19 protein-coding genes are annotated in these 18870 nt (G+C 44.9%); 4 read left to right on the plus strand and 15 right to left on the minus strand.

Annotated elements, in window-relative coordinates; all coding sequences use genetic code 11:
- Positions 1–37: 37 nt before the first annotated feature.
- The 7 genes from recO to rpsU form a co-directional block, all read right to left on the minus strand.
- Complete coding sequence (gene recO, locus DY78_RS04420; RefSeq protein WP_024624902.1) at positions 38–838, minus strand: DNA repair protein RecO; 801 nt, start codon at positions 836–838, stop codon at positions 38–40.
- 17 nt (positions 839–855) lie between these two features.
- Positions 856–1764, minus strand: coding sequence for a GTPase Era (gene era, locus DY78_RS04425; protein ID WP_024624901.1), 909 nt, complete (start codon positions 1762–1764; stop codon positions 856–858).
- Positions 1765–1784: 20 nt separating this feature from the next.
- A complete protein-coding gene (locus tag DY78_RS04430) occupies positions 1785–2195 on the minus strand; it encodes a diacylglycerol kinase family protein (protein WP_024624900.1) in 411 nt (136 codons plus the stop codon).
- A complete protein-coding gene (gene ybeY, locus DY78_RS04435; RefSeq protein ID WP_024624899.1) occupies positions 2179–2658 on the minus strand; it encodes an rRNA maturation RNase YbeY in 480 nt (159 codons plus the stop codon). The genes DY78_RS04430 and ybeY overlap by 17 nt, the downstream gene beginning before the upstream one ends.
- Positions 2659–2670: 12 nt before the next feature.
- A complete protein-coding gene (locus tag DY78_RS04440; protein ID WP_029778988.1) occupies positions 2671–3648 on the minus strand; it encodes a PhoH family protein in 978 nt (325 codons plus the stop codon).
- 956 nt (positions 3649–4604) lie between these two features.
- Positions 4605–5048: a GatB/YqeY domain-containing protein gene (locus DY78_RS04445; protein WP_024624897.1), complete on the minus strand. Its 444-nt coding sequence runs from the start codon at positions 5046–5048 to the stop codon at positions 4605–4607.
- A gap of 41 nt (positions 5049–5089) precedes the next feature.
- A complete protein-coding gene (gene rpsU, locus DY78_RS04450) occupies positions 5090–5278 on the minus strand; it encodes a 30S ribosomal protein S21 (protein ID WP_003638914.1) in 189 nt (62 codons plus the stop codon).
- A 232-nt stretch (positions 5279–5510) separates the two neighbouring features.
- Here rpsU and DY78_RS04455 point away from each other — a divergent pair, with 232 nt between their 5' ends.
- Positions 5511–6323, plus strand: coding sequence for a pyruvate, water dikinase regulatory protein (locus DY78_RS04455; protein WP_024624896.1), 813 nt, complete (start codon positions 5511–5513; stop codon positions 6321–6323).
- A 45-nt stretch (positions 6324–6368) separates the two neighbouring features.
- On the opposite strand, the gene DY78_RS04460 is transcribed toward DY78_RS04455, so the two are convergent.
- From DY78_RS04460 to msrA, 6 genes are all read right to left on the minus strand, one after another.
- Positions 6369–7100, minus strand: coding sequence for an SDR family oxidoreductase (locus DY78_RS04460; protein ID WP_024624895.1), 732 nt, complete (start codon positions 7098–7100; stop codon positions 6369–6371).
- 295 nt (positions 7101–7395) lie between these two features.
- Complete coding sequence (locus DY78_RS04465; protein ID WP_024624894.1) at positions 7396–8292, minus strand: deoxyribonuclease IV; 897 nt, start codon at positions 8290–8292, stop codon at positions 7396–7398.
- A gap of 121 nt (positions 8293–8413) precedes the next feature.
- Positions 8414–9223 carry an ABC transporter permease gene (locus DY78_RS04470; RefSeq protein WP_024624893.1) on the minus strand — a complete coding sequence of 270 codons (810 nt, stop codon included), beginning with the start codon at positions 9221–9223 and terminating at the stop codon, positions 8414–8416.
- Between the two features lie 38 nt (positions 9224–9261).
- Entirely contained in the window at positions 9262–10407 is a 1146-nt protein-coding gene (locus DY78_RS04475; RefSeq protein ID WP_029778987.1) for a CDP-glycerol glycerophosphotransferase family protein, read from the minus strand.
- 176 nt (positions 10408–10583) lie between these two features.
- A complete protein-coding gene (locus DY78_RS04480; protein ID WP_024624891.1) occupies positions 10584–11459 on the minus strand; it encodes a YitT family protein in 876 nt (291 codons plus the stop codon).
- Between the two features lie 398 nt (positions 11460–11857).
- Positions 11858–12394, minus strand: a complete 537-nt coding sequence (gene msrA, locus DY78_RS04485; RefSeq protein ID WP_024624890.1) for a peptide-methionine (S)-S-oxide reductase MsrA — start codon at positions 12392–12394, stop codon at positions 11858–11860.
- A 462-nt stretch (positions 12395–12856) separates the two neighbouring features.
- On the opposite strand from msrA, the gene DY78_RS16010 reads away from it, so the two are divergent.
- A complete protein-coding gene (locus DY78_RS16010) occupies positions 12857–13018 on the plus strand; it encodes a hypothetical protein (RefSeq protein ID WP_156093443.1) in 162 nt (53 codons plus the stop codon).
- Between the two features lie 23 nt (positions 13019–13041).
- On the opposite strand, the gene aspS is transcribed toward DY78_RS16010, so the two are convergent.
- Both aspS and hisS read right to left on the minus strand, forming a co-directional pair.
- A complete protein-coding gene (gene aspS / locus DY78_RS04490; RefSeq protein ID WP_024624889.1) occupies positions 13042–14847 on the minus strand; it encodes an aspartate--tRNA ligase in 1806 nt (601 codons plus the stop codon).
- Between the two features lie 14 nt (positions 14848–14861).
- Positions 14862–16145 carry a histidine--tRNA ligase gene (hisS, locus tag DY78_RS04495; RefSeq protein WP_024624888.1) on the minus strand — a complete coding sequence of 428 codons (1284 nt, stop codon included), beginning with the start codon at positions 16143–16145 and terminating at the stop codon, positions 14862–14864.
- Between the two features lie 391 nt (positions 16146–16536).
- On the opposite strand from hisS, the gene DY78_RS04500 reads away from it, so the two are divergent.
- Both DY78_RS04500 and DY78_RS04505 read left to right on the plus strand, forming a co-directional pair.
- Entirely contained in the window at positions 16537–17385 is an 849-nt protein-coding gene (locus DY78_RS04500) for an N-acetylmuramoyl-L-alanine amidase family protein (protein ID WP_024624887.1), read from the plus strand.
- 77 nt (positions 17386–17462) lie between these two features.
- Positions 17463–18305, plus strand: coding sequence for a fructosamine kinase family protein (locus tag DY78_RS04505; protein WP_024624886.1), 843 nt, complete (start codon positions 17463–17465; stop codon positions 18303–18305).
- Positions 18306–18870 lie beyond the last annotated feature (565 nt).

Consider the following 18870-nt stretch of genomic DNA (forward strand, 5'->3'; position numbering starts at 1 on the left):
ACCGCTGACCCACAACGGCAATTCCAACTAGATTCTACTAACTTTGTTTTGAATCGTCGTCATCACGGGGCTTGAGTGGTTGATACCAGCTGCCCATTTGGTCGATGAACCGTTTGGACTTCAGCCGTAAACCGACGGAATTGTTGTAAATTTCGTCTAAAATGTGCCGTAACTGCGTCGTGGTCGTTGGCTTAACTTGCATCGAGTGCACTTTAGATAGATCGAGCACCGAAAACTTGCGTAAGTAAAAGATAGCCGCCTGACTCGCGTGTAACCGATGCGGGTCTAAATGCCAATGTTGTTGGCACAACAAGCCACCGTAACTTTCCGAATAATCAAACGGTAAGTCTTGGCGCCCACAGACCGCGCACCAACGTAACTCCGGTTGCACCCCAAAGACGCCTAACAGCTGAATCTCGATGACGTTGGCAATTAACGCTGGTGCAACATCTTGGTCAATCAACTGTAAAGCACTGGTTAATTGCTGATACCAGCGGCCTAACGGTTGGTTGTCGGGAAACGCCACGTCAATTAAGTTCATCACGTACGTCGCATAGGCGTTTAACCCAATATCTTGACTGATTTGTTCAAAATATTGCACGGTTTTAACGCTATTGATATAGGACAAGCCTTCATCGCGCAAGTCACCGACGTATTCGCCCATCGTAAATGGCAAGAGTTCGGCCGCCATTTTAAAGCCGCGACGTCGGGCCCCGCGAATGTAAAACATTTTTTTACCATATTCTTCAGTCAAAAACTTAATCAGCATGTCGCGTTCACGATAGTCCCGCCGAAAAAGTAAGATACCGTTGAAATTGGTCACCATTTGTCGGGCCATTTACTCACCTGATACTTTTAATAATCGTCTTGGCGATAGCCGTAGCTTGCCAATAAGTTTTCGCGGTCTTTCCAATTTTCTTGGACTTTGACCCATAATTCCAAATAAACTTTGTCACCTAACAACGTTTCGATGTCGCGACGGGCCATCGAACCGATCTTCTTGAGCATACTCCCACCTTTACCGATAATAATGCCTTTTTGGGAAGACCGTTCGATAATAATCGTCGCTTGAATATGAATCTTTTCTTCGTCTTGGCGTTTAATCGAGTCAATCACTACCGCGGTTGAATGCGGCACTTCTTGACGCGTCAATTCTAAAACTTTTTCGCGAATCAATTCGGAAATGATAAACCGTTCCGGATGGTCGGTAATTTGGTCAGAAGGATAATATTGTGGCCCTTCTGGTAATTTCGACTTCAACGTCGTCAATAATTCGTCAACGTTGTTCCCTTCTAAGGCCGAAATTGGAAAAATGTCGGCCCAAGGTAAGGCATCTTTATATTGATCCATAATTTCCAATAAATGGTCAGGATGGATTTGGTCAATCTTGTTGATGATTAAATAAATCGGCTTCTTAACGGCCTTTAAACGTTCGATGATAAAGTTATCACCGGCCCCACGGCGTTGGTCCGCGTTAATCATAAACATGATGGCGTCCACTTCGCCTAAAGTTGACAAGGCGGACTTTACCATGAAGTCCCCCAAACGACTATGGGGCTTATGAATCCCGGGCGTATCGATAAAGACCATTTGCGTGTCTTTAGTCGTATAAATCCCTTGAATCGTGTTCCGTGTCGTTTGCGCTTTATCAGACATAATCGCTACTTTTTGCCCGACGATTCGATTTAATAACGTAGATTTCCCCACGTTAGGCCGGCCAATGATGGAAACGAAGCCGGAATGAAATGCTGGTTGTTCTGCCATTTTATAATTTCCTCTCTAATTTACCGCACCATCAACCAATGCCAAATAATCGGGCCAAATAAGATGACCCCGACTAACACGGCAAAGGCGGCGGAAAATACGACCGCACCAGCGGCAATATCTTTAACTTTTTTTGCTAACGGATGATAATGTGGCCCGGTAATCAAGTCACATATATTTTCAGCAATCGTGTTGTTGATTTCACAAAGCATCACTAAGAAGATGGCCAAACATAGCCATAACCACTGATTGACACTTAAATCACACCACCAGCCAACTAATAACGCCACCGCCCCTAAAACCAAGTGGGTGCGCATATTGCGTTCTTCAATCACCACGGTTTTTAAGCCATTCCAAGCGTGGAGCCACGATTGCCAAAAGCTGTGGTTCTTGCCAACTTGGGGCTTTTGCGGCCTATTTTGCGAGGCCATAAGCATCTAAGATTTGACGTTGCAAGCCAAACATTTCTTTTTCGTCATCCGGTTGTAAATGGTCATAGCCATTCAAATGCAAGAATCCGTGCACGACTAGATAGCCGAGTTCACGTTCACGCGAATGCTTCAAGAAGGCCGCTTGTTCATCAACTTTATCGACTGAAATCATGATATCCCCAAGATTTAACGGCATTTCAGCGGCCATTTCTGGGTCCATCACAATTAAATCATCTTCGTCATCGTCATTCATCGCAAAACTAATCACGTCAGTTGGCCGATCAACGCCACGATATTCTTCGTTAATTTTTTGAATATCATCGTTATTCATTAACGTGACTGAAACTTCGGTGTCATCTTTCAACGCTAACGTTTTGCCTGCTAAGGCGATTAAATCGCGAACTTCTTGTAAATCGGCGTCGCGCGCGCCGTCTTTAGTTTGATCGTATAATTCTAAATCCATGAGTGCCTCCGTTTAACGTTGTTCGCCAGCATCATAGGCCGTAATAATCTTGGCCACGACTGGATTACGAACCACGTCATCGGCCGTAAATTTAACAAACGTAATGTTACTAATATCTTGTAAAATATGTTCGGCTTGAATCAACCCACTCGTCGTATTGCGGGGCAAGTCAATTTGGGAAATATCGCCGTTAACAATCATCTTGGACCCAAAACCTAACCGTGTTAAGAACATCTTCATCTGCATGTTCGTGGTATTTTGGGCTTCATCTAAAATGACAAAGGCATGGTCCAACGTCCGCCCACGCATATAGGCCAACGGTGCAATTTCAATTACCCCGCGGTCCATCAAGCGTTGCGTATGTTCGGCACCATAAATATCATATAAAGCATCGTAAATTGGCCGCAAATATGGGTCAACTTTTTCTTTTAAATCCCCGGGTAAGAAGCCTAAGCTTTCACCGGCTTCAACGGCTGGTCGCGTCAAGATTAATTTTTCCACGTCGCCGCGTTTCAAGGCGGCAATCGCCATCACGACCGCTAGATAAGTCTTCCCAGTCCCCGCCGGTCCAATTCCGAACGTAATATCACTTTTATCAACGGCTTGCACATACTGCCGTTGGCCAAAGTTCTTGACCCGAATGGGACGACCCCGATTATCTTTAATCAAGGTCTCCGCATATAAGTCTTTAAAATAATCCAACGTCCCGCGATTGACCATTTTGATGGCGCTAATCACGTCGGGGGCTCCGATTTGGATGCCTTGCTTGATTAAACTAGTTAAATTATCTAAGACAGCTTGGGTTTTATGAACGGCTTCTTCGTCATCACCGCTGATGGTCATCTGATCACCAAACACATGCAAATTCACGTGTAGGCCATCTTCTAGCAATGCTAGATGTTGGTCTTCTGGTCCCAATAAAGCGACTGATTGGCTTGGATCAGCAATGAGAAATTTTTGTTCATATTTTGAGTTTTCGGTCAAAAACATGGACTCCTTTATTGACAGATTTAACGCCATTGCACACGTCAATGGCACCGATGACCAACAAGCCGGTCACCGACTTTTGTTAACTAATCATAGCATAAAAGCCGTGGTACGACCACTCTCGCTATCTGTTGCGCGTCTAGTTAACGTGCTGATTGCCGCCGGTCGCCACTAGGTTGGGCGTCGTGGGGCAACCCGTGAGCCATAGAGCGGTCTCACGGGCGCTTTTAAGCCCAACCATAACCCGCTGTCGGTCTTAAAAGACGGCCCCAACAAGGAATTGGCCAAGCCCGCCAACCCCTTGTTGCGACACGACGCCCAACCTAGTGGCGACCGGCTAATATGTGATTCTTAGCTAACGGATTGCATATGTATTTAATGTTGGGTGCGGCGATTGCACATAGCGCTTACTATTTCAAGCACAATATCACTTGATGATTTAGTGAAACCACAAGCAACACCAAGATACGCCCTGATACAGCTATGAACCGACAAGCACATTATCTATGCATATTCAGCATAACTTCTAAACAGACACTCAAAATTGCGTTCGGAAGTCGAAATCATTATTTGATACAAAAAATTAGTTGGTGGTCAGCGGTAATGGAAGCCGCCGTGTAAGCGTCGGTTATTAACGGCTAATTTTTGACTCGAACAACCACCATCAAAAATGTTCAGTCACAATTTCATATACTTACGTTATTTTGAAACCGAGCTGAGACTAGCAGTTGGCTGACCGTCATGGAATCGTCCTGAAAGTGGTGTTAACGGGCGTTTTTTGGCCGTTTACATCACGGACGTCTTTTGAGACTCGGGTTGTAGGCTCAAAAGCGAGGTCCAAGATCGCTCCTCAGGTTTGGACCGGTCCCAGGACGATGGAATTACGGTCAGCCAACTGCGGCAACCACCACCGATTAAAGCGCATAAAAAAACCAGAGAATAAATTCTCTGGTTAACTGTTAATTCAATAATGATTTAACTGTTTGATTGATAAGCTTGCCATCTGCCTGGCCCTTGAGCTTTGGCATGACAGCACCCATCACTTTACCAAAGTCACCTTTATTGGTGGCCCCGACTTGTTGAATCGTTTCCTTCACAATGGCTTCAACTTCATCAGCTGATAATTGCTTAGGCATATACTTTTCAACAATTGCAATTTCTGCCTTAACGCCGTCGACTAGGTCTTGGCGATTGGCGCTTTCGAATTCGCTTAATGATTCTTTACGTTGCTTCAGTTCACGTGAAACCACGCTCACTGCTTCTTCGTCCGTCAAATCGTGGCCCGCATTGATTTGTTCATTCATCAATGCTGACTTAAGCATCCGAATCACGCTAAGGCTTTGCTTATCGCGTGCTTTCATGGCAGCTTTAAGATCACCATTGAGTGTATCAACTAAACTCATTGGATTTCCCCCTCGTATCAAGTTTCAATTAGATGGTCTAATTACTTGAAACGACGACGGTTCTTACGCTTCCGAGCTGCTTCAGATTTTAACTTCTTCTTCACACTTGGTTTTTCGTAAAATTCCCGTTTGCGGTATTCTTGTAAAGTACCACTTTTTGAAACGGTACGTTTAAAGCGACGAAGAGCATCATCAAGAGATTCGTTTTTACGAACGACTGTTTTTGCCATATTAAAATTCCCTCCCTCCGAGCTTAAAAAGTAACCGTTAAATTATGCATACTTACACAATACAACTGTTCTAGTAAATTATACATAAATCCAAAAAGGGCGTCAACAAAAGTTTAAGGAATATTGAAATTAATCCAATAAATAGTTATTCTGGCAAGCCGTAAATCGTTTTCATAATGCCGGTGCTATGCTACACTTAAGACATTAATGATACCGAAATGAGGTTTTGTCTATGTCAGAAATAAAAGTTTTTATTCTCTCCGATTCCGTCGGTGAAACCGCCCATTCTGTTGCCGAAGCCGCCGCGGCTCAATTTTCAGAATATAAAATTAACTATCAACGGTTCCCGTTTGTCCGGACATCATCACTATTAGAAACGGTCCTTGCCCAAGCCGAAAAAGCCGGCGCCGCTATTTTCTTTACTTTTGTCGATCGGCAACTTAGCGTGCAAGCTCACGACTACTGCGAAAAACATCAATTAATGTATTACGACGTCCTCACACCGGCTTTAGATACATTCTCACAATTAACCCACGTGACCCCCGCCAATCGTCCCGGGACAGTCCACGCGTTAAATAACAACTACTTTGACCGCATCAACGCGATTGAATTTGCCGTAACTTATGATGATGGTAAGAACCCATCCGGATTTTTGGAAGCCGACGTGGTCTTACTCGGGGTTTCACGGACATCGAAGACCCCATTGTCACTATACTTAGCGAACCGTAACTTGAAAGTCGCTAATTTACCACTCGTGCCACAAGCCCAAATTCCGGATGAAATTTGGAAAGTTGATCCAAAGAAGGTTTTCGGTTTAACTAACGATCCCGAAAAATTAAACGATATTCGCCGTCAACGGATGGTCCAATACGGGTTAAATCCCGATACGGTTTATTCCAATACGGATAAGATTCGTGCTGAATTAGACTATGCTGACAACATCTTCAAAAAGATTGGCTGTTTAGTTATCAATGTTGCTAATAAATCCATTGAAGAAACGGCCACCTTAATTACCGAAAGTTTAGGTAGTAATGCCGAAAATTAAACATCCAAAAAATCACGCTAACCACTAACGGTTAACGTGATTTTTTTAGGACTTAACGCCTAAATCAACGCCTCCATCAACATGCAGGCATTGACCGGTGACAAACTCATTTTGCATCAAATAAAGGTAGGCGCTCGCCACTTCATCTTTCGTGGCCACGCGTTTCAACGGCACACCGGTCGCAAAGTTAGCCGCTTGTTCCTCAACTTGAGTCGCCGACAGATTGCGCCATAAGCCCGTCGGTGTCCAAGTTGGCGCCACCGCGTTAACCCGATAGTTAGGCGCCATTTCAACAGCTAAGCCCTCAACCAGTGTGTTGATGGCCTGATTACCGACAATCGCACCGGATGCATCATACGGGTGCCCACCCGCACCAGAGGTCATAATCAAGGAACCGTGGTCAGCAAGATGGTTAGCGGCCACTTGTGCTAACTGTAAGTTGGCAAAGAACTTTGCTTCAATGGCTGCCCGAATATCGGCCACCGAGTTATCCAAAAAGCCGCCACCCATCGCGCCACCTAAAAACGATAAAATGTGGTCAAATTGCGGGTGTTGCGTAAAAAACGCCGTTAGTTGGTCGATGTTTTGCGCATCTAAAGCCGTTCCTGTCACGTGACCAGGTGTCGCTTGTAATCGCGCAATAGCGGCATCCACATGATCTTGGCGATGACCAATAATATGTACGTTAGCTTGTTGCCCTAAGGCCTGCTTGGCAACCGTTTCACCAAAGCCCGATGTTCCGCCGACGATTAAAATACTTTTATCTTTCAATTCCATAAATTAATTCCTCCTATTAATATTTCATTAGTCATCATACACTAAGATCGTTTTTTCGACATATAAAAAGCGCGCTAACCCTGGTTAGCGCGTTACTTTATGCCATTGAAAATTGTAATTAGCTTGCCAACTATCATCCTTTGAATTCTGAACACGCTTTAACCAACTAGCAAGGATCGCTAGTTGGTTGACCTACTGAAGCGACGTTTAAAGATATTGTACGCTTTCAATCAAGCATGGTTATAAAGGGAGTATAAAGCATATTTTGATATTTCCTACAATCCCTAACCATTATTTAACGTTCATTTTCAATATCATCAATCAAATTATCGTTGAATTTGCCGGCTTTCAGCATTGCGATTTCGTACTTGTACGGCGCATGTTGATGTTTCTTATCTTCACCGACATACGGTGTTTCCAAGATTTTACTAATATTATCCAATTGCGGATGATGGCAAACATAGTTCAACGCGTCAAACCCGAGCGTCCCCATCCCAATATTGGTATGTCGGTCTTTATGCGCACCTTGCGGATTTTTTGAATCGTTCAGATGAATCACTTTTAACCGGTCTAACCCAATCACGTGGTCGAATTCATTTAAAACACCATCAAAATCATTTTTAATATCATAACCGGCGTCACTCGTATGACACGTATCAAATGTCACCGATAGTTTTTCATTGTAAGTCACGCCGTCAATCATCTGAGCAATTTCTTCAAAGGTCCGGCCGACTTCCGTTCCTTTGCCAGCCATCGTTTCAATGGCGATTTGAATCTTTTGGTCCGGACGAATCACTTCATTCAAGCCCTTCGCAATTTGGGCGATGGCGACGTCCGCACCCGCGCCGACATGGGCACCCGGATGCAGTGTCAACTGAGTCGCACCCACGGCTTCGGCGCGTTCGATTTCATGATACAAGAAGTCGGTGGCAAACTCGAAATAACCCGGCTTGGTCGTATTACCAAGGTTAACGATATACGGCGCATGCACCACGATTTGTTGCAAATCATGTTCCGCCATAACCGGTTTGGCCGCTTCAATATTTAATTCGTCGATTGGTTTACGCCGCGTGTTTTGGGGCGCTCCTGTATACACCATAAAGGTATTGGCACCATAACTGACGGCTTCTTGCGCCGAACCTAACAACATTTTGGGCGCTTTCATTGAGACATGTGAACCTAGTCGTAACATAACATCCCATCCTTCACTAATTGGTTGCTTAGCGTTACCGAACGCATAAGCCTGCATACTGCCATTATACAAAAAAATGACCACATCAGCATAGCCGACGCAGTCATCATTATTTTTTAAATTAAATCATATCCACGAAACGTGAACGGAACTTGTAATGTAAGTGAGAACCAACCAATAACATGAAGAGCACGAAGCCCCAGAAAACTAACGTTAAGATTGGCCGACTAAACATTGAACTTTGTTGGAACATCGATTCCCGGAACCCGGAAATGATATACCAGAATGGATTCAATTCAAGAATCCGGACAAACGGTGCTGGGAAACCAGTCGTTTGGAAGTTGAATAAAACCCCAGATAAGTAAAATAGCATCCGCATAATGGATTGCAACAAGATTTGCCAGTCCCGCACAAGGACCGAAACGGTTGAGTTAAAGATACTCAACGCAAACATTAAACACAACATGGCGAAGAAATAGTAAATCCATTGTAACCACGCCAATGATGGGTAAATGTTATTGAAGAACCCTAAGGCGATTGAGAAGATTAACATCGTCCAAAAAGCGTTCAAATTACCGATAATCCGAATTGACGGCAATACGGATACGGGGAACTTCATTTTGGAAACCATGTTGACCCGTTGATAAATACTCTTCGAACCATCTAAGACTGCCCGGTTCATGAAGAACCATGGCGTAATCCCGATAACCATCCACATCAAGTAAGAGACACCATTCAAGTTACTACCTTTTTTGAAACCGCCAGAGAAGACGATCCAGTAAATAGCAATCTGAATTAACGGGTATAAATATTCCCAAGCCAACCCCAGATAATGGTTTTGATAACTAGCTTGATCTTCATAATTGGAGATCCGCCAAATAATTCCCCAGTTCTGGAATTGTTCTTTAATAATTGATACGACCTCTTTCAAGGCACTGACACTCCCTATCTATCATTGAAACTAATGGTTTATTTTTGATAAAAATAAGCTAAGGTGCGCTTGGTTGCTTGACCATCATTACGAGTATTCCATAGTTCGTTGAAGGCTGTCAATTTAAGTGGCTTCGCCGGGGCCGCCAATTCCCGGTTCAATTCGGACGTCGTCTTTACGAACGGCCCCGGAGCCCACTGTTCAAAGTCAGCCTGTAACCCAACATCAACCTGGTAACTCTGCCAGTCAAAGACATAGAATACCATTTTTTGACAATTTGGCAAGAGCGCATAGTCAAAAATAACTGACGAATAGTCACTGATCAACGTATTGGTAACCGTTAACAACTCGTCTGTAGTAAAGTCTGGCACTAACGTCACCAATTGCGGATATTGTTGTCGCAATTTTTCCGCTTGGTCCGCTAGATGAGGGTGTAACTTAATGACTAGCCGCTGATTAGGTGCTAAGTTTAGCTCACCAAAATCAGTCGGTAGTTCAAAAGTGACCCCCGCACGATACGTCGGCGCATATAAAATCACTTCAGTATCGCGAAATTCGGGGTATTGCGCATAAATCGCCGCTTGGGTCGTTTTGACCCATGGCGCCTGACGGTAACGGTCTGACCGCGGATAACCAAGCACGCGCATCCGCGACATTGGCACTTGGTACGATTCGGCAAATACTTGCCCCATCTTGCGTGATCCAACCACGTAATCGGTAATGTGGTCGTACACTTGTTGAAAACGCCGCTGGTCTTCCGGCGTCCGCTGTTTAGTCTGCGGATCACCCCAACCAAAGGCTTTGACGGCCCCACCGGCATGCCATAACTGAATCAAGCGTTGCCCCGAACGTCGTTTGAGACCGGCCGTAAAGGCGAAATAATTATCGACATAAATATCCGTCGCTTGGGTTAAGACCGGCACCCCGGTTAAGGCAAACTGCATTGAATCATGAAACGGCTGTGTGGCAATCCCTTCCGCCACTAGTTGCGCCGCCCCCGTAGCCGTTGACGGTTGGTAATACACCGTTAAGCGACCCGGGACGCGCTGATTAAGTTCCCGAATAAAGTCCAAATTATCCGCAAAGCTCATCAAATAAATCACGCGCGTTGACGTTTTAAAATGCGCCAACCACGACATGCAACGTACCAGCCATAAATAAATTGCTTTTTTCAAAATGGCCACCCTTTCACACCGTGGAAATACAACATGTCATTATAGCATACTTTATATTTCCACTTACGATATTATTAAAAGCTTAATTATTTAAAAAAATTACCGTGATAACACAGTTTGTGTTCGTTTATATGAACTTACAATTTCACTAAAAAAGCCAACCCATCCCCGGGTTGACTTCCATTTTATGGCTTGGGCTCATAAAAATGACCCAAGATTTTCACGGTATCGGAAATGCTGACAAAAGCGTGCGGATCAGACTCCGCCATCGCGGCTTTTAATTCATTCATTTCATAACGGGTAATGACCGTAAATAAAATCGTTTTATCATCATGCGCATAGGCCCCTTCGGCGTTGTGCACGATAGTTACGCCCCGTCGAATCCGGTTTTGCACCGAATCAATCACGGTTTTGGGCCGACTCGTAATAATCATCACTTGCATCTTTTGCTGACGGGTATATGTCATATCCATGACCCGCCCGTTAACCAGTAGTCCCAGTGCGGAGTAAAAGGCATAGGGCCAACCATAAACGGCACCGGCTGCTAACACGATGATGGCATTAAACGCCATATTGATCGTCCCAATGCTGCGACCCGTTTTACGGCGAATGACCAGCCCGATAATATCGAGCCCCCCAGTAGAAATCCCGTTTTTAAGCGCCGTCCCGGTCCCAAAACCGTTTAACGCCCCCCCGAAAATCGCACAAATAATCGGGTCATGCGTCAAGCTTTCGGGCGCCACGACTTTGATCATGATACTAGATAAAGCAACCGCTAAAAACGTGTATACCGTAAAGCGGTGACCGATTGAGCGCCAAGCAATAATAAACATTGGCACGTTTAATAAGAATAAAAGAATGGCGGTAGACAATTGGAACGGTAAAAACTTGGTCATTAAACTGTTAATTAACTGAGCTAGCCCGGTAATCCCAGAAGAATAAATATGCCCGGGCGTCCAGAAAAAGTTCATGGCCACGGAAACTAAAATGGCATACGTAAATGCCGTTGACGCCTTGACGACGTCGCGATGACGTTTGGACAACTCCTTGATATCGTCCATCTAATTAAGCGCTCCTTTATCATTTGCTTCCGCTATTGTAACACTCTTAAACTGCGTCCAGCAGGCTTTTGGCGATTTCTACCAAAAGTCTAACGCTTCTCATAATACTCACAGACAAATACCGCTGCTAGGCCGGGACAATCACCGCGGTGGCGCAGACCTGAAGCCAAAAAACGGTCTTCAGGGCGGTTGGCTGCCTGACCAACCCCGTCAGTCAACCAACTCGGCGCAAGTCCTAGGCGACCACAAAACACTCGCCAAGGACTTCGACACGGCGGCATTGTCCCGGCCTAGCAGCTAAATTGTTCTTCTAATGATAAGTTGGCAAAATTAGTTTGTTGGTAGTGTTTACTTGATTAAGCAATTAAATCAACAAGTCACATAGCGACGTAACTATATTAATCTACTTTCGAGGCATCCTGCCAATACTGTTCAATAAAGTCAGCACGGCCCCCTGCTTCTTGTTCGGCAAAGACGACCGGATTATTTTTATAGAAGCGTTGATGTTCTGCTTCCGCCGGATAAAATGGTTGGACATCTTCAATCGTCGTCACAATGGGCTTATCGAACAATTCGCTAGCTTGTAATTTAGCCTTGGATGCTTCGGCAATTTGGCGTTGTTGGGGACCGTTTACGAAAATAACTGGCCGATAATTATCGCCCCGGTCTTGGAATTGTCCCATCGCATCGGTGGGATCAGTTTGGTGCCAATAGATTTCAACTAAGTCGGCATAACTAACGATGGCGGGGTCAAAAGTAATTTTAACCGCTTCTGTGTGCCCCGTCGTATGTGCTTTAACCTGCTTATATGTCGGATTCTCAGTGTGACCACCGGTATACCCCGAAACGACACTCTCAATCCCAGGTTGTTCATCAAATGGTTGGACCATGCACCAAAAACATCCGCCCGCAAATATTGCTGTTTCAGTTGCCATTAAAATTCCTCCAATTAAATTTTAATTTAAATCTAACACTAATAAAAACGAACGTCCAGCTCGAATGCGGACTTTCAATGTTTCGTAATGCCATTAATATAATGCCATCATTTCAGTATACTTATACCAAGGACCAAGCACACACCTTTTATGTCGGCTGCAGTCCTTATCAATTTAGCATTAGCACCCAATTGCGCACGAGTTACTCAAAAAAAGACTGTACCTAACACAAGATGTGTTCGATACAGTCTTAATAATCATTATTCATGTATGAAGCAAAGGTCAACCACAACTGATTAGATGATAAAACCAGTTAGCGATTGGCGGTCAGCAATGGTAGTTATTGCCGTAATCGAAGTGAAAAACAATTTAGAAATAGCTGATAACACAAATGATGCGACTACAAAAACTGCAGTCGCATCATTTTAAATAAGAAATCAGTTTAGTTGGGTGACAGCGATAATGGAAGCCGCCGTGAGCGTGCCGTTAGTTCGGCATGCTTCTGGCCGAGCTTACGGCACCGACATCTTTGAAGATTGGCGAACTTTGCCGAGCTTCAAAGTGAGGTTCGAGACCGCTTCTCAGGCTCGAACCGGTCGCCACGGCCGCTGGAATTATCGCTGACGCACAACGGCACCACGCACAGCTTACTTAGTTTCAGCAGCGTCGTCTTCGTCAGGCGTCTTAGCTTTAGCTTCGATGTCTAAGGCTAAATCGTCTAATTGTTGGTCAGAAACCGGTGCTGGCGCATTCGTCATTGGTTCGGAAGCCTTCGAGTTCTTAGGGAACGCGATAACTTCGCGGATATTGTCGTTACCAGACAATAACATGGCGAAACGGTCTAACCCAATGGCTAACCCGCCATGCGGTGGAAAGCCCATATCTAAGGCATCTAATAAGAAGCCAAATTGTTCTTGAGCCCGTTCTTTAGTGAAGTCTAACGCCTTGAACATCTTTTCTTGGAGTTCACGAGTGTGGATCCGGATTGATCCACCCCCGAGTTCGTAACCATTTAAGATGATGTCGTAAGATTGCGCATGAGCTTGATGTGGGTCTTCACCGTCATTTAAGTAATGCACATCTTCTTCGTTCGGCATCGTGAATGGATGATGTGCTGGGACCCAGCGTTCAATCCCTTCATCGTATTCGAATAATGGCCAGTCAACGACCCATAAGAAGGCGTATTTGTTTTCGTCAATCAAGTCAAGTTCCTTGGCGATGGCTTTCCGCAAGTAACCTAACGTATCCGAAACTACCTTGAAGCTGTCCGCGGCAAATAAGAGCAAGTCCCCGGGTTTAGCTTCAGCTGCGGCCGTAATGGCTTCAAAGTCATCTTTGAAGAACTTAGCAATCGGGCCACTAAAGCCATCATCGGTTACCTTCATCCAAGCTAAGCCTTTCGCGCCAAAGCGTTCAACGTAACTACCATAAGCATCGATTTGCTTACGAGAATACTTGTCAGCCCCACCAGGAACGGCAATTGCTTTGACGAACCCGCCATTTTTAACGGCGCCGGAGAAGACTTTAAAGTCGGTGTCAGCCATGACTTTGGACATGTCATGTAATTCCATGTCGAAACGAACGTCGGGTTTTTCAGAACCGAAGCGTTCCATTGATTCTTGCCACGTGATTCGCGTAAATGGTGCCGGAATGTCGATCCCCTTGACGTGTTTCATGACTTGTTGAATCAAGCCTTCCGTGTAACTTTGGATTTCTTCGGCCGTTAAGAAGGACGTTTCCATATCAATTTGGGTAAATTCAGGTTGACGGTCACCCCGTAAATCTTCATCCCGGAAACAACGCGCGATTTGGTAATAACGATCAAAGCCGGCGCCCATCAACAATTGTTTGAACAATTGTGGTGATTGTGGCAAGGCATAGAAATGACCTTGATAAATCCGCGAAGGTACTAAGTAGTCCCGTGCCCCTTCTGGCGTTGACTTCGTTAAGAATGGCGTTTCAATATCATAAAAACCATTAGCATCGAAATAACTGTGAACGGCCTGCGTAATCCCGTTACGAATCTTCAAGTTACGTTGCATTTCTGGGCGACGTAAGTCCAAATAACGATACTTTAAGCGTAATTCATCCGACACATTGATATCATCTTGAATGTAAAATGGTGGGGTCTTAGCCTTGTTCAAAATTTTAGCATCGTGAATTTCGACTTCGACTTTCCCAGTCTTCATGTTCGGGTTGATAGCGTCGCCGACCCGGCTAACCACTTTCCCTTGCACTTCAATCACATATTCACTCCGTAAGTTGTCCGCTACGGCTAAAGCATCAGCTGAGAATTCTTGGCTAAATACTAATTGAACGATGCCTTCACGGTCCCGTAAGTCAATAAAAATCAATTGACCTAAGTCCCGGCGTTTTTGTACCCAACCTTGTAAGGTCACTTCTTGGTCGAGATAATCTTCATTAACTAAACCAGCATAAGTCGTCCGCTTCATTAATCTTCCTCCTCTTAATTTGCGCGTAATACTTTTTTAACGTCAGCGAAAATGTCCGCCATCTTGACTTGGGTTTCTTCCCCCGTCGCCATCGATTTCACGTTAACCACGCCGTTTTCGATTTCGCTATCGCCGACCGTCATCGTGTAACGCGCGTTCAAGCGATCCGCACTCTTAAATTGCGCTTTTGGTTTGCGGTTCAAGTAATCGCGTTCGGCAGTCAAACCAGCCCCACGCACCGCTTGTGCTAATTTCAAAGTAGTGGCATTAGCAGCATCGCCAATCCCAACCACATAAACATCTAAGTCATTGTCGACTGGGAATTCGATGCTTTCAGCGTCCATTAAGACTAATAGTCGTTCAACACCAAGACCAAAGCCGACCCCGGAAGTTTCGGGACCACCAAGTTCTTTAACTAACCCGTTATACCGGCCACCAGCACAAATCGTCGTGTAACCTTGACCGAGCGATTTAGAATTAGTCATGATTTCAAAGATGGTGTGGTTGTAATAGTCCAAACCACGGACCATGTTCGCATCAATTTCAAATGGAATATCTAATGCCGTCAATAATTCTTTGGCTTCTTCAAAATGCGCTTTAGCTTCGGGCGTTAAGTAATCCAAAATTGAAGGCGCATCGGCCACGAATTTTTGATCTTCGGGCGCTTTACTGTCAAGGACCCGCAATGGATTCTTGTGCAACCGGGCTCTTGAATCATCACTCAATTCTTCAAAGTGTGGTTCCAAGTAATCAATCAAGGCTTGACGGTAATCGTCACGCGTTTGTTGGTCACCCAACGTATTAATCACTAACTTCAAGTCATTCAAACCGAACTTCTTAAGTAAATTGAAGCCCATGGCAATGACTTCCACGTCTAAAGCGGCACTTTCGCTACCAAAAGCTTCCACCCCGAGTTGATGAAATTCGCGTAGCCGCCCTGATTGGGGCCGTTCATAACGGAACATTGGTCCCATGTAATAAACTTTATAAGGCTTTAAGACTTGCGGGCCGTATAATTTATTTTCAACAAAGGCCCGAACAACGCCAGCGGTACCTTCTGGGCGCAGCGTAACATGCCGATCACCTTTATCGTGAAAATCGTACATTTCCTTCGTGACAATATCCGAAGTATCCCCTGCTGAACGCGAGAAAACTTCGAAATTTTCAAACATTGGCGTGCGAATTTCTTTGAATTGGTAAGTTTTGAAAACTTCCCGTGCGGTTTTTTCGACATATTGCCATTTTTCACTGTCGCCGGGCAAAATGTCAGCCGTACCTTTGGGCCGTTGATATCTCATATGATTTCCTCCTCTAAATTAAATCGACAAAAAAAGCACCCCTGATAATTGTATCAAGGGCGCTTTTTTGCGCGGTACCACCTTTATGAGCACTAACTGATAACGTCTGTAATTAGCACAGGCGGAACTTTTCGTTCACCTCAAAAGCGTCTCCTCATTGCTCGCTATCCGGAATTCTCAGCACTACCGGTCTCTGGTGTTAGCGTTGCACAATGCTCTTACTTTCTCTGCGGTCGATTTATTAACTTATGATTAAAGTTACACGAAATATCGGCAAAAGTCAACTGACGGCCGTAGAATTATTTAGTTGTTCGGTTTTTTACAGCCATTTTTTGTGATACTATTTGAGTATTCCAAACGAAATTTAAATTATTTATAGTTGGTGAAATCCATGCAAGTTTTAAAACGCTTTTGGCGTCAAATTCTGATCTCACTAGTTTTTATCGGCTTAGTGGCGGGCTTTGTCTTTATCTTAGTCACCCACAACACGGCGACGGTCAACATTGCTAACGTTAACATCCGTAAAGGCCCGGGCATTAGTTACGCCATCACTGATTCGACTTCTAAAGGGACCAAGGTCCATATCATGAAGCGCAAAAACAATTGGTTATATGTGCGGTATGCCGACCACAAATTTGGTTGGATTGCGAGTTGGCTCGTCAATGAACATAATAGTCAACTCAACAAGACGACTAATATTTCGGAAGCCACGATTGTGCTCGACCCGGGGCACGGGGGTTCCGATTCGGGGGCGTTATCCGCCAAGGGTAAGATGGAAAAAACATACACGTTACGCGTGGCCAAAGCCGTTGCTAAGAAATTACGAGCAGCCGGCGCGCACGTTATCTTAACGCGTGACAGCGATACGTACGTCGGCTTGAGTGCCCGGCCCGCCATTGCGAACAAAGTTCACGCGGACGCCTTTATTAGCTTCCACTTTGATAGCTCGCCCGAAAAAAATCAAGCTTCTGGGATCACGACGTATTATTACCACAAATCTACCTCAATGGGTTTAGCCAAAGCATTGAGTAGTAATGTTTCGACTTTACCAATTCAGAGTAAAGGCATTGAGTTTGGGGACTTCTTAGTCATCCGCGACAACTCAGTACCCGCAGTGCTAATGGAATTAGGTTATATCAATGATAAATCCGACTTTAAAACCATTAGTTCTCAAAAATATCCAAACGAAGTCGCCCACGCCGTTTATGCCGGCTTAACGACCTACTTTGCGAACCAATAGATTCCTAAAAAGCCAGTGCCCGCAACTAGTCGGGCGCTGGCTTTCGTGTTACAACTAACTTTGAGGTGATCTAAATCATGCAACTATCAACTACTTGGCTACACCAATTACCGTTAACCGCCATCCACGATGTCCAACCAGTCGGTGGCGGTGATATCAATGCGGCTTTTTCACTAGTCAGTGCGCAAACTCGTTATTTTTTAAAAGTTCAGCCCGACCGTGGCGGGGCCTTTTTCGACCATGAAATTGACGGCTTAAATCGACTCGGAGCGGTCGTTACAACCCCCAAAGTCATGGCCAGTGGCACCATTAATCAAGACGGCTACTTATTGCTCAGCTGGCTAACGACCGGTCACGGCTCACAAGCCGCGTTAGGTCAAGCCGTCGCAACAGTCCATCAACAAACCGCACCTAAATTTGGTCTGGATACGGATTATCGGCTAGGTAAGATTCCTAAAATCAACACATGGCAAGCTGACTGGGCTACTTTTTACGTGCAACAACGCTTAGACGTCCTCGTGCAACTCGCTAAAAGCAATCATCATTGGTCCGCTGAACGCGACGACCATTACCAACGACTACGCACCAAAATTCTCAACACGCCACATTTCCACACGGTCAAGCCGAGCTTATTGCACGGTGATTTATGGTCCGGCAACATCAGCTTCACCGCCGCGGGCACGCCAGTATTATTAGACCCCGACGTTTTCTATGGCGACCGTGAAATGGATTTAGCAATGACCACGATTTTCGGTTGCTTCGACGCCGACTTTTACGACGGCTATCAAAGTGTCTATCCGTTCGAACCTGGGATGCAGTCACGACTCCCCATGTATCAACTATACTATCTACTCGCCCATCTCAACTTATTCGGCGAATCGTACGGGCCCGCAGTTGATCGCATTTTAGCCTTGTACTAGTCTTGCTTAAACGATTAGCAATAAGCTGCAAAACATCACCAATCAACTTATCATTTCAAAAAATGTATTGAGACCTAGGACAGTTGACATAATGCCATTCACTACAGTATTCGATTTAATTTAAGAGTACGGACCGCTAAAACCATGAACAAACCAGCGACTGAGATATAACGCAAAAATTGGTGTCTGATGAAAGTCAAATTTCATCAGACACCAATTTTGCTTTTTATCATTTTTATCGTCGAAACTTGCGCCACCGATATTTTTTGACCGTTCTTTCTTAAAGTCGGTTATTAACCACTAATTTTTGATTAAAACAACCACCATCAAAGATGTTCAATCACAATTTCAGATACTGACGTTATTTTGAAACTGAACTAAGATTAGCAGTTGGCTGACCGTAATGGAATCGTCCTGAAAGTGGCGTTAACGGGCGTCTTTGGCCCGTTTACACCACGGACGCCTTTCGAGACCTGAACTTTGGGCTCAAAAGCGAGGTCCAAGACCGTTTCTCAGGCTTGGACCGGTCCCAGGACGATGGAATTACGGTCAGCCAACTGCGGCA

Source organism: Lactiplantibacillus fabifermentans DSM 21115 (assembly GCF_000498955.2).
Classification (GTDB): domain Bacteria; phylum Bacillota; class Bacilli; order Lactobacillales; family Lactobacillaceae; genus Lactiplantibacillus; species Lactiplantibacillus fabifermentans.

What these genes read in the sequence shown, in the direction of transcription:
- DY78_RS04430 (WP_024624900.1), bottom strand. Translation starts at nt 2,195, where the DNA reads ATGGCCTCGCAAAATAGGCCGCAAAAGCCCCAAGTTGGCAAGAACCAC.
- ybeY (WP_024624899.1), bottom strand. Translation starts at nt 2,658, where the DNA reads ATGGATTTAGAATTATACGATCAAACTAAAGACGGCGCGCGCGACGCC.
- hisS (WP_024624888.1), bottom strand. Translation starts at nt 16,145, where the DNA reads ATGAGATATCAACGGCCCAAAGGTACGGCTGACATTTTGCCCGGCGAC.
- DY78_RS04465 (WP_024624894.1), bottom strand. Translation starts at nt 8,292, where the DNA reads ATGTTACGACTAGGTTCACATGTCTCAATGAAAGCGCCCAAAATGTTG.
- DY78_RS04445 (WP_024624897.1), bottom strand. Translation starts at nt 5,048, where the DNA reads ATGAGTTTAGTTGATACACTCAATGGTGATCTTAAAGCTGCCATGAAA.
- DY78_RS04460 (WP_024624895.1), bottom strand. Translation starts at nt 7,100, where the DNA reads ATGGAATTGAAAGATAAAAGTATTTTAATCGTCGGCGGAACATCGGGC.
- DY78_RS04455 (WP_024624896.1), top strand. Translation starts at nt 5,511, where the DNA reads ATGTCAGAAATAAAAGTTTTTATTCTCTCCGATTCCGTCGGTGAAACC.
- rpsU (WP_003638914.1), bottom strand. Translation starts at nt 5,278, where the DNA reads ATGGCAAAAACAGTCGTTCGTAAAAACGAATCTCTTGATGATGCTCTT.
- DY78_RS16010 (WP_156093443.1), top strand. Translation starts at nt 12,857, where the DNA reads ATGGAAGCCGCCGTGAGCGTGCCGTTAGTTCGGCATGCTTCTGGCCGA.
- aspS (WP_024624889.1), bottom strand. Translation starts at nt 14,847, where the DNA reads ATGAAGCGGACGACTTATGCTGGTTTAGTTAATGAAGATTATCTCGAC.
- msrA (WP_024624890.1), bottom strand. Translation starts at nt 12,394, where the DNA reads ATGGCAACTGAAACAGCAATATTTGCGGGCGGATGTTTTTGGTGCATG.
- DY78_RS04480 (WP_024624891.1), bottom strand. Translation starts at nt 11,459, where the DNA reads ATGGACGATATCAAGGAGTTGTCCAAACGTCATCGCGACGTCGTCAAG.
- DY78_RS04440 (WP_029778988.1), bottom strand. Translation starts at nt 3,648, where the DNA reads ATGTTTTTGACCGAAAACTCAAAATATGAACAAAAATTTCTCATTGCT.
- DY78_RS04505 (WP_024624886.1), top strand. Translation starts at nt 17,463, where the DNA reads ATGCAACTATCAACTACTTGGCTACACCAATTACCGTTAACCGCCATC.
- recO (WP_024624902.1), bottom strand. Translation starts at nt 838, where the DNA reads ATGGCCCGACAAATGGTGACCAATTTCAACGGTATCTTACTTTTTCGG.
- era (WP_024624901.1), bottom strand. Translation starts at nt 1,764, where the DNA reads ATGGCAGAACAACCAGCATTTCATTCCGGCTTCGTTTCCATCATTGGC.
- DY78_RS04500 (WP_024624887.1), top strand. Translation starts at nt 16,537, where the DNA reads ATGCAAGTTTTAAAACGCTTTTGGCGTCAAATTCTGATCTCACTAGTT.